Origin of the sequence: Bartonella tribocorum (assembly GCF_002777915.1) — a bacterium.
Classification (GTDB): domain Bacteria; phylum Pseudomonadota; class Alphaproteobacteria; order Rhizobiales; family Rhizobiaceae; genus Bartonella; species Bartonella tribocorum_A.
On sequence record NZ_NJGE01000004.1, the window covers coordinates 115,546 to 127,091 of the forward strand.

The following is an 11,546-nucleotide window of genomic DNA, read 5'->3' on the forward strand; positions in this document are numbered from 1 at the left end:
TTTGTTTCCTAATATTGTACACGGCGCTCAATCCAGCGAAACTGGATAAAGGTTAGGACAATAACCATCAACATCAATATTGTTGATTGTGCTGCTGATGCACCGATTATCTGATTTCTAAAGCCATCGTCATATACTTTATAGACGAGGATATTCGTTGCACGTGCAGGCCCCCCAGAAGTTGTGTTATCAATAATACCAAAAGTATCAAACATAACATAATTGATATTGACGATAAGAAGGAAAAATGTTGTTGGTGAAATTTGTGGAAAGACCACAGTCCAAAATCGTTTAAAGGGACCAGCACCATCAATGGCTGCTGCTTCTATTTGAGAACGCGGAACGGACTGAAGAGCTGTAAGAAAAAAGAGAAAATTGTAGGAAATTTGCTTCCAGCTCGCTGCAATGACAATCAGAATCATCGCTTGGGTACCATTAATACGATAATTCCATAGCACCCCTATTTTTTCCAGAAGAAAAGGAATAATTCCAATGGTGGGATGGAAGATAAACAACCATAATATACCTGCTAATACTGGAGCAACAGCATAGGGCCAAAGCAAAAACATTGTATAAGCCTTTTTTGCACAGATAACACGGTCAACACAGACAGCCAAAAGAAGTGATATTGTCATTGAAGCGATAGTAACTGAAATGGAAAATACTGCGGTTGTAAGAAGTGATTGCAGATAAGTAGGATCAGAAAGAACGGTTAGATAATTTTCAAAACCAATAAAGGTTGTTGTAAAGCCAAAAGGATCTTCACGCTCAAAGGATGATTTTAGGGCTTGAGCTGCAGGCCAAAAGAAAAACAAAAAAGTCACAAGAAGCTGAGGGAAAAGCAGTCCGTAAGAAAGGAGACTATTTTTAAAATACGCATTTTTTTCTTGCATTCGCAGGGCTCTTTAAATGTAGAGACTTTTAAAAAATAAACAAAAAGGACTCAACTGCTTTTATTGAGTCTTTAACGTTTAACAAAAAAACGAGATCAATGATTAGATTTTTCAAATTCTCGCAAGAGTTTATTTCCACGTTCAACGGTCTCATCTAAACCATCTTTCGGTGTTTTTGAACCACTAAGAACAGCTTCTAACTCCTGATCAAGAATGGTACGAATTTGCGGTAAATTACCAAACCTTATCCCTTTCGAATTAACTGTCGGTGGATTAAGATTGATCTGTTTGATAGCAATATCAGCCCCTGGCGTTTTTTCGTAGAAATGTTGTTTTTCACTCAATTCATAAGTTGCTTTTGTGGTTGGAAGATAACCTGTTTTTTGATGCCATTTTGCTTGGTTCTCTGTTTTTGAAAGAAACTTAAGAAACGCAGCTGCTCCGGCATATTCTTTTGGGGTATGTCCCTTAAATGCCCAAATAGAAGCCCCCCCAATAACTGAATTTTGTGGCGCTCCTTCTGCATCCTTATAATACGGTAGCATACCAACGCCCACATTAAACTGTGCTTCAGAAACAATTCCAGCATGTGATCCTGAAGATTGCATAAAAATTGCGCAGTTTTGTGCCATAAACATCGGTGTCGCATCTAATGCGCCTGCAGGACCACCATAGCGGAAAATACCTTGATCAGACCACCTTTTCAGGTCTGTCCACATACGCACTTGTAAAGGTCCATTAAATGTAAGTTCTGAATCAAGTCCTTTAAAGCCATTTTCCTTCGTTCCAAAAGGAACATTGTGTAACGCTGAAAAATTTTCTATCCCAATCCATTGAGCTGCATAAGCCATTGTAAAACCACACGTTGCCGCTTTAGTCTCAAGAATTTTTTTAGAAAAATCTTCTACATCTTGCCATGTTTTAGGGGGCTGTTCTGGATCAAGTCCGGCTTTTTTAAAGATATCTTTGTTGTAATAAAGGATTGGTGTTGAAATATTGAATGGCATAGAAATTATATGCCCCTGTTCATCGGAGTAATAGCCGCTAATAGCAGGAAAATAATCTGTAGGATCAAATTCTTGTTTTGTATCAGCCATAAGTTGATAAAATGGATAGATTGCACCCTTTGCAGCCATCATAGTTCCAGTACCAACATCATAAATTTGAGCGAGAACGGGCTGCTTCTTTCCGCGAAATGCTGCAATAAGCGCGACCAAACCCTCTTCATATTCGCCGCGAAATGAAGGAACAACTTTATATTCAGATTGACTTGTATTAAAATCGTTAATGAGGCTTTCAGTTTGCTTTCCTAATTCACCACTCATAGAATGCCAAAAGCTGATTTTTGTCTGCGCAAAACTTGCTGTTATTCCAGCTGTGGACATTATAATAGCAACCGTGGCCGCTATGAAAAGATAAAAACGACTCATGGTTCACCCTTTCTGAAGTGATGGAATACAAACTACCCCTGAATTTATAGTATTACACATAACATGCTATGACAGTTTTATTTCAGAAATACATTTTTCCATTTAAACAGGAACCACCAAAAGGTCAAATGAATTTGTTTAGATTTTTTCGTTTTCTTTTATAGACTTTCTTATGGTTTAATGAGATATGCGTTTGTAACTATCTGAAAAAAGTGAGATAATTTAAATACACGAGGAAATAGATAAAAAGATATAGATCGTAAATGTCATTTAATGACTTTGTGTAATACCTAATAATATCTGGATTTACTTTTTTCAAAAAAGAATTGTTTATTCTTTTGTTATTTGTCTTATAATTTTTGGCTTATAACTTTAACATGATGTTGCTAGCAAATTTAACGAAGAGACATATAGAATTTTTCTTAAAATTAAAAAAATCGTTTTGACGTGCTTAAAAGTCTCCTTCGCGATAATGGCAACACATTGATTTATAATAATAAATTATCCTTTTCAACTTGAATTATAATGCCCAATATAGTAAGATTTTCTCATTCCAATCCCCCTCAAATTGAATCAATTCATATCATTTGCTTGCACATCAAAAGCGGGGCTGGCGTGTGGGTAAAACTGTATAAGAAAGGATTAAAAATGGCTCTTATAAACTGTCTTAATGCAAGATCTGTCGCAACATTGGGGGCTAGCAAATGGAACCACGCCCCTCATGCAAAATAAAATGATATTGTATGATTAATTGCCATGCTGTTAAAAAATCTTTTAATACATCTACATTTCATAATAGCCTCTATAAAACAAGCTATAAACCTTTTCGCTAAAGTATATAAGAATTTTTGTACGCCATCATTTTTATACTTTATAAAAGCGCAAAACAGCATCATCATATGATGCTCCTAATGCTTCAATAAGGCTTTCTTTTAAGAGAGTTTGAATTGAATATTTTATTTTTCTCAATAGCTTTTCATCCACACACCAATCTCACTCGTAATATGCAAGCGAATGATTTTGGTTGATTCATTGTAAAAAAATCTCTTGCTATTAAGAGTTATCACTTAATATAAAAAGCACTTAATTATCATTAAGAATCAATGTGTTATTATCATATAAAAGAAAATACTTCCCTCTTTCCTCCATTACACTAGCTTTATAAAGTATAAAGGCACTGGGATTTTATAGAAGTATATTTCCTAACTTTGTGCACGCAATTGCAATGCAAGATCAGGTTGATCTGTTGTAATATAATGTACAGGCATATTAAGCCAATGTGATAACCGAGGTTTTCCGTTGATTGTCCATACCCCTACCGTAAAACCAGCTTCAAGAGCTGCTTCAATAAAGTCCTGTGAGGCAATGGAACCATCTAAACTTAAATCAGAATAACCCAATTGTTTCCATTCAGAAAAACGACAATACATATCACCTTCAAAATTATCAACACATGGACCAGATGGTATTCCTGCTTCAACAAAAGGACGAAGGATCAAAGGATCAAAACTAATCGCAGAAACCCGTTCTGTTAAATTTCGACTTTTTATGAGTGCAAGCGCTTTTTGGGATAAGATTGTTTCACGCTCAACTTCACCACATGTTTTGATTTCAAGATGTAAACCAACATTGGTTGGTGCAAGGAGATCAAGAACCTCTTCTAGCAAAGGAGGCGCCTCTTGGCTTCCTTTCACGCAGAGTTGTTTGCGTGTTTCATTATCAATATCGTGAATATATCCCTGTTTGCCAACCAATTGATCTAGACGAAAATCATGAAAAACAACCACTTCACCACTTTTCAATAAATGAACGTCACATTCAACTTCATCAACACCTAACGCTATAGCGTTATTAAATGCTGAAAAGGTATTTTCAGGATAAAGATGCGCTCCACCACGGTGTGCAACAATTTTTTTCTCAGACATGCAAAATTTCACACTTTTTAATCTTAAATGATATTGGCTCTAAATGATATTAAGGTACAGATTTTCAGATAAAAGCTTATATTCTATAAACGTGCACAATTATTTTTTAAGATTTTTTCTATATTTTGCTCAATATCAAACCCTCAATCATATTTTATTCTTAAAAAGCTTACCCTTCATTTCAGTCATTCCCATTCAATGGTACCAGGAGGCTTTGAGGTTACATCATAAACAACACGATTAATCCCTCTAACTTCATTAATAATGCGTGATGCTGTCTTACCTAAAAATGCCATATCATAGGGATAAAAATCAGCAGTCATTCCATCGACAGATGTGACAGCGCGAAGCGCACAAACAAACTCATACGTGCGACTATCCCCCATCACCCCAACAGTTTGTACAGGAAGAAGGACAGCAAAAGCTTGCCAAATTTCATCATAAAGACCGGCTTTACGGATTTCCTCAAGATAGATAGCGTCTGCTTCACGTAAAATTTCTAATTTTTCACGGGTCACTTCCCCTGGACAGCGAATTGCAAGACCGGGACCTGGAAAAGGATGGCGACCAATAAACTGCTCGGATAACCCTAGCTCTCGTCCTAGCAAGCGAACCTCATCCTTAAAGAGCTCACGCAACGGTTCTACAAGTTTCATATTCATCTGTTCTGGTAACCCCCCCACATTATGATGGCTTTTAATGGTTACCGATTTACCAATAGCAGAAACACTCTCAATAACATCTGGATAAAGTGTTCCTTGTGCTAAAAACTCTGCTCCTCCTATTTTTTTCGTTTCTTCTTCAAAAACTTCAATAAAAAGGCGCCCTATTGTTTTGCGCTTTTTTTCTGGATCTGTCTCACCTTCTAAAGCACTCAGAAATATATCGGCAGCATTAACGTGAATAAGCTCTATGTTATAGTGATCACGAAATAATGTAAGAACTTCCTGAGCCTCATTCTTACGCATTAATCCATGGTCAACTAAAATGCATGTCAGCTGATCTCCTATGGCTTCATGAAGGAGCACCGCGACAACAGATGAGTCCACTCCCCCAGAAAGACCACAAATCACACGACTTTTCCCAACTTTTTGTCGTATTGTCGCAATTGCCTGCTCACGATAAGAAGCCATTGACCAATTGCCTTTAATCGCAGAGATTTTATGAATAAAATTTTGCAAAAGTTTTGTACCATCCGGTGTGTGGACAACTTCAGGATGAAACTGTACCGCATAAAAATGTCTTTTCTCATCAGCAATGGCCGCATAGGGGGCTCCTTTTGAGGTTCCTATGACACGAAAACCTTCTGGTAAAGCAGCCACACGGTCACCATGACTCATCCATACTTGATAATGAGAACCTTTTTCCCATACGCCATCAAAAAGGGCACTCTCCTCTTGGATTTCCAAAAAAGCACGACCAAATTCACGCTCATGTCCGGCTTCAACCCTTCCTCCAAGCTGAACACACATGACCTGTTCCCCATAACAAATACCAAGAATCGGAATACCGACCTCAAAAATTTCCGTTGGAGCACGTGGTGACCCCTCATCAATAACAGAATAAGGACTTCCTGATAAAATAATAGCTTTAGGATTTATGCGGCGCATAGCTTCTAAAGCCAATTGAAAAGGAACAATTTCACAGTATACCCCCATTGCTCGCACCCGTCGTGCAATGAGTTGTGTAACTTGTGAACCAAAGTCAATAATAAGAACAGTGTCTGGATGTGATATGCTCATAGAAAACCAATCAACAATTGTAAAAGAGAATTCATGAGAGTTATGATTCAATCTTTTTCTTTTCACAAGCCTGTTTTCTTAAGAAAAAGATTATTCTCGTAAAATTTATGATAAAAAATGCAAAAATATAGATTAATGTTTTTTTTGCAACACAGATAAAAAGAAACCATCTGTTTGTGTTGTTGCAGGTGATAAAGTCAGTCCATAATTTGAAAAAACTGGTTGTACAGAAGAAAAATTAAAATGTTTCTGCCAAAGTGCCTGTATATCTATTGGATAAAAATGAGAATGCTGTTGCAGGAAATGGGAAATTTGTTCCTCATTTTCATCTGCAAAAAGGGAACAGGTAATATAGACTAAGCGCCCTTTTGGCTTAAGATAATCTATTGCTTCATTCAAAATAGCCCTCTGTTCTGTTTGGCGTTGTTTTACCTGCTCTAATGTTAACCGCCATTTCGCATCTGGACGACGACGCCATGTTCCTGTCCCACTACAGGGTGCATCTAAAAGAACTCTATCCATCTGGCCTATTAATGGTTTCAATTCTTCTTTTTGTACTCGTGTTTGTACATTACGAACACCAGCGCGTCGAAGACGATCAAAAATAGGCGCTAGACGTGCTTTATCGGAATCATAAGCATAAATTTGCCCACGATTATTCATATCGGCAGCTAAAGCTAATGTTTTGCCACCAGCACCTGCACAATAATCTAATACCTGTATGCTTTCTTGCGCTTCCACAAGATGAGCAACAATTTGAGATCCTAAATCCTGTATTTCAAAGTGCCCTTTTTGAAAAGCCGGTTCCACTTGAACATTGGGATGGCGATCAAATTTTTCAATCGGAGCAACTCTTAGAGCTTGCTGAAACCATGGCAAAGATTGAAGTTTGGTTTTTGCTAACTCTTTCAACACCTTTTCTGATGTTGCCTTTAGGCTATTTACCCGTAGATCTAAAGAAGGACGCGTTGCTAACGCAGCAGCCTCAGTGACCCAATTATCACCAAATAAAGGACAAAGATGTGCTTGACACCATTGAGGAATATCACCACGAATATAGTCTGGTGCATCCACTAATTGCCGCCTTTGCCACGATTTGCGCTGTTTATCCTCTAATAACTGCGGAGCAAATCGGTCTCCTTCTAACGCATCGTCAATTTGCTCCAGCGTCATTTTTCCAGTATCTAATAAGGTAGCAAAAACAATATCCCGAATATCATCACTCTCCATACGCCATTGTAAAGAATATCGTCGTCTTAAAACATCATAAACGATTGTACCAATGGCTGCACGATCACCTGCTCCCGCAAAACGATGAGAAAGCCCCCAATCCTTTAAAGCTTCTCCTACGGGGCGATGCCTCATTTCTATCTCTTTGAGAACATCTATTGCTGCCTGCAAACGCCCACCTAATCGCATTCATTTCTCCCATTAAAATAATAAAACTCTAAACCGTTTTAAAAATAATATTATCTTCTTATTGCCAATGAAACCTATTCAAAACTCTCAAAAATTTACATTCACTTTTAAAATGATCTGAGCATACTTTTTTATAAGATCCAATTGAGTGTATCTAGATTTTTCTTTTCATCTTTTCCCCATTGGCTTTTATCCTTCTCAAAGGTATACAATCCTCTTATGCTAAAAGATATGCTGCCATCTATAAAAAAAAGAAAAATAAAATCTCTTCCATCTTAAAAGGATTATCTTTCTTAAAAAAAGAGAAAAAGCTTCTAACAAGATGAGACAAGCACATCTTATTCTCAACAAAAAATTAACTTTTTAGAAAATGCTTGGAACCACTATTTGGTATGACCGTTTTTAATAGACTGGCAACTGCCAGACAATTTAAAAGGAGAAAATAATGACTTATAATAATGGAAAAACAACTTCATCTAAAAGCCGTCATAATACAATACCCTCAAACAATGGAAAGAAATCCGTCCAAAGTGATCAGACAAACACTCGCCAACGTACGCCAAATACAGGACGCAAGACAACAAAAAGTTAATTCTAGCTTTATATAGTTTACTTCACACAAGTCTTGACTGAGAGAATTAGAGCTTTAGCCTCTAATTCTTTCTCTTTTGGATTATTACACCAAATCATAGACAAAAAAAGAACCATCTCTCTTCCTTGTTCTCGGAAGATTTTACATCTATGCAATATGACGCAAAGCTCTTATTCCTTCAAACTGGCCCCCGATAATTTGGGCTCTCCCGTGTGATCGAAACATCATGTGTATGACTTTCATGGAGTCCCGCATTGGTAATACGCACAAACGTTGCTTTTTTACGAAACTCTACGAGATCTTTTGCCCCAACATAACCCATCGAAGCGCGCAATCCACCAGCAAGCTGATGGAGAACTGATGCTATAGGACCTTTATAGGCCACTTGCCCCTCCACACCTTCAGGAACCAACTTCAATTCATCACGAACATCATCTTGAAAATAGCGATCTGCTGATCCGCGTGCCATAGCACCAACAGATCCCATACCGCGATAGGCTTTAAAAGATCGACCTTGATAGAGGTAAACTTCACCAGGACTTTCTTCTGTACCCGCTAAAAGAGAACCGATCATCGCTGCACAAGCTCCACCCGCTAAAGCTTTAGCAAAATCACCCGATGCTTTGATCCCACCATCTGCAATGATAGGAATTCCTGCTTTTTCCGCAACTTCTGCAGCATTCATAATAGCAGCAAGTTGTGGAACACCCACACCAGCAACAATACGTGTTGTACAAATAGAGCCAGGACCAATACCAACTTTTACCGCATCTGCTCCGCTGTCAATCAATGCTTGTGTTGCTTCAGCAGTTGCGACATTCCCAGCAATAACAGCTGGAGAAGAAGCCATCTTTTTAATCCATTCAACAGTTTCTAGCACACGCTGAGAATGTCCATGCGCTGTATCAATGACCAACACATCGACACCTGCGTCAATGAGGCGTTCAGCACGTTCAATCCCATCATTCCCAACACTACTAGCCGCTGCAGCACGCAAGCGCCCTTGAGAATCTTTAGCCGCATTTGGATTTAATTTTGCTTTTTCAATATCTTTAACCGTTATCAGACCGACACAACGATTTTGCTCATCCACAACTAATAATTTTTCAATACGGTGATGATGTAAAAGATATTTTGCTTCATTCAGTTGAACATTTTCACGCACTGTGATCAAATTTTCATGCGTCATTAATTCATAAATTTTTTGTTTTGGATCCGATGCAAAACGAACATCTCTATTGGTCAAAATGCCAACAAGTCGTCCCGCTGTCTCACCTTTAACACTATTTTCAACAACCGGAATACCTGAAATACCATGAGAGCGCATCAAAGCTTTCGCTTCTTCAAGTGTTGCATCAGGTCCAATTGTGACTGGATTAACAACCATACCAGATTCAAACTTTTTCACTTGGCGGACTTCTTCTGCCTGCTCAATAGGAGACATGTTACGATGAATAACTCCAAGACCACCAGCTTGAGCCATAGCAATTGCTAAACGTGATTCTGTTACCGTATCCATTGCAGCGGAAAGTAATGGCAAATTGAGATTAATATCGGCTGCAATACGCGTCCTAAGATCCACTTGACTAGGCATAACAAGAGAATGGCCGGGCTGTAAAAGTACATCATCAAAAGTCAGTGCCAATGCCCCTGTTCCCGTTTCAACAATCTTTGCCATAGCAAAATTCCTTTTATAATAAAACATTATAATAAAACACCGCACGAAGCTTTAAAACACATGCGGTTCTCATAGGGTAGATTGGCAAGAAATTATGCCATGCTACAAACAAAATGAAAAGAAAAATAAATATTTTTTTAAAGTGTGGTTTATAAAAATTTACAATTGTGATTCAATCGGTAACCAACTTATTACTTTTGCAAATGCGCGACGCCAAAAATTGCTTTCTGGCTCATAATCAATGCTATATTTTTTTTCATTTTCAATAAAATCCCAATAAATACGATTATTATCACCAAGACGAAGATGATAGCTCATCTCTCCCGTCGTTTCTTCACAAAACAACAAATCTAGCCTTGCTGTAATGGGGGCACATTCAAAAAGAATGCCCATTTCTGTATTGAGTGCTGCTGATCTAGGATCAAAGTTTAAAGAGCCAATAAAAGCTGTTTTACGATCAACTAAAAAAGCTTTGGCATGTAAACTTGCCTTACTCGATCGAAATAATCGTAACCCATGGGGATTGCCTTCCGCTTTTAATTCATAAAGCTTAACACCACTTTTCAATAGCGCCTTACGATACGGTACATAACCACCATGCACTAATGCTACATCGGTCGCAGCCAAAGAATTGGTGAGAATTTTGACATCAACACCTTTTGAAACCAAATTACTAAAATGCTGCGTACCAACCTTACCAGGAACAAAATAAGGTGATGTAATTTGAACCGTTTTTTGGGCATTTCCAATAACCTTTGAGAGGGCCTTCATAAGCCAATTACCCGCTTTTTCACGCAATGCTTTTTCTGGAGGATCAGAAAGAACAACAACTTTATCCGCTAAAAATAACCGCTTTCCTGTCTGGATAAAACAATCAAAGTTAATATGTTCTTTGACATAATCTAAATAAACTTTTGCAACCTTGGAATCCCGAAAATTTCGTAATTTATCCTTCCAATAGCTAAGATCGCTTGCGCTTTTAGGAATAACCAAAGTATGAATTGGCAAAACAACAGCACTATTCCAAAAATCATCAAAGATACTTTCCACCTTTTTAACAGAGGGACCGATTAACATCAAATCTAAATCTCGAAAATGAGATTCTTCAGCAGCATCAAAATAAGAATCTGCAAGATTACGTCCTCCTACAAAAGCAACCCTGCCATCAACAATAAAAGCTTTATTATGCATTCTACGTGTTACAGTAATTGCCCGTAATATAATCTCTAAACCACGACGTAAACCACCTTTACGCGATCGCCCTGGATTAAACATTCTCACCTCAATATGAGGATGTTTATCGAGTGCAATATAAGCTGGATCACGTGCCTGAGCGTTAATATCATCCAAAAGAAGCCGTACCCGAACGCCTCGATCAGCTGCCTCAACTATTTCGCTTAATAATAAACGCCCCGTTAAATCATCGTCCCAAATATAATACATCAGATCAAGGCTACGCCCAGCCTCTGCCGCGCCTATTGCACGAACACAAAACGCATCCAAATTGCTGATGATGAGGGAAAGGGCATCTTTATTAACCCCCAATCCATTTTCTTCCTCAGCCAATTGACTAACAATACGATCAAGCTTGGTCTCATCCTTCTGAATAGGCAACGCATAAGAAGATTGTCCCCTAGCACTTTTCATAAAACGCCCATAGGTGTAAATTGCCAACATAGATGCAATTAAAAAAAAGAGAATAAAGCCAATAACAATCTGTAAAAGAGTCAAAAAGGATAAACTTTCTATTTTTAAGCGTTGCATCACCCGTGATACAAACCACAACACTCATCATTTTATCTTAACCGTATAGCAGATAAAATGCCACCTCTTGCTTAAGAGAGTATAAATTTAATATCCATGATAA

Annotated in this window: 8 protein-coding genes; 1 reads left to right on the forward strand and 7 read right to left on the reverse strand. The window is 38.0% G+C overall.

Translation table 11 applies throughout. The features are described from left to right. Window positions 1–8 precede the first annotated feature (8 nt). From ugpA to CER18_RS02895, 5 genes are all read right to left on the reverse strand, one after another. The gene (gene ugpA, locus CER18_RS02875; RefSeq protein WP_100128592.1) at window positions 9–893 is read right to left on the reverse strand and encodes a sn-glycerol-3-phosphate ABC transporter permease UgpA; all 885 of its coding nucleotides are present in this window, start codon (window positions 891–893) and stop codon (window positions 9–11) included. Window positions 894–988: 95 nt separating this feature from the next. Further along, a complete protein-coding gene (ugpB, locus tag CER18_RS02880) occupies window positions 989–2,323 on the reverse strand; it encodes a sn-glycerol-3-phosphate ABC transporter substrate-binding protein UgpB (RefSeq protein ID WP_100128593.1) in 1,335 nt (444 codons plus the stop codon). Window positions 2,324–3,525: 1,202 nt separating this feature from the next. Beyond that, entirely contained in the window at window positions 3,526–4,248 is a 723-nt protein-coding gene (locus CER18_RS02885) for a glycerophosphodiester phosphodiesterase (protein WP_100128594.1), read from the reverse strand. A 185-nt stretch (window positions 4,249–4,433) separates the two neighbouring features. Beyond that, window positions 4,434–5,990 (reverse strand): glutamine-hydrolyzing GMP synthase, encoded by a 1,557-nt coding sequence (gene guaA, locus CER18_RS02890; RefSeq protein ID WP_100128626.1) that lies wholly within the window; start codon window positions 5,988–5,990, stop codon window positions 4,434–4,436. A 132-nt stretch (window positions 5,991–6,122) separates the two neighbouring features. Further along, on the reverse strand, window positions 6,123–7,409 hold the full coding sequence (locus CER18_RS02895; RefSeq protein ID WP_100128595.1) for an RsmB/NOP family class I SAM-dependent RNA methyltransferase: 1,287 nt from the start codon (window positions 7,407–7,409) through the stop codon (window positions 6,123–6,125). A gap of 445 nt (window positions 7,410–7,854) precedes the next feature. On the opposite strand from CER18_RS02895, the gene CER18_RS09980 reads away from it, so the two are divergent. Further along, the gene (locus tag CER18_RS09980; RefSeq protein WP_180299370.1) at window positions 7,855–8,001 is read left to right on the forward strand and encodes a hypothetical protein; all 147 of its coding nucleotides are present in this window, start codon (window positions 7,855–7,857) and stop codon (window positions 7,999–8,001) included. Window positions 8,002–8,179: 178 nt separating this feature from the next. Here CER18_RS09980 and guaB read toward each other — a convergent pair whose 3' ends face one another. Together guaB and CER18_RS02905 are read right to left on the reverse strand one after the other, a co-directional pair. Continuing rightward, complete coding sequence (guaB, locus tag CER18_RS02900) at window positions 8,180–9,679, reverse strand: IMP dehydrogenase (RefSeq protein ID WP_100128596.1); 1,500 nt, start codon at window positions 9,677–9,679, stop codon at window positions 8,180–8,182. Between the two features lie 159 nt (window positions 9,680–9,838). Beyond that, window positions 9,839–11,410, reverse strand: coding sequence for a phospholipase D family protein (locus tag CER18_RS02905; protein ID WP_100128627.1), 1,572 nt, complete (start codon window positions 11,408–11,410; stop codon window positions 9,839–9,841). Window positions 11,411–11,546 lie beyond the last annotated feature (136 nt).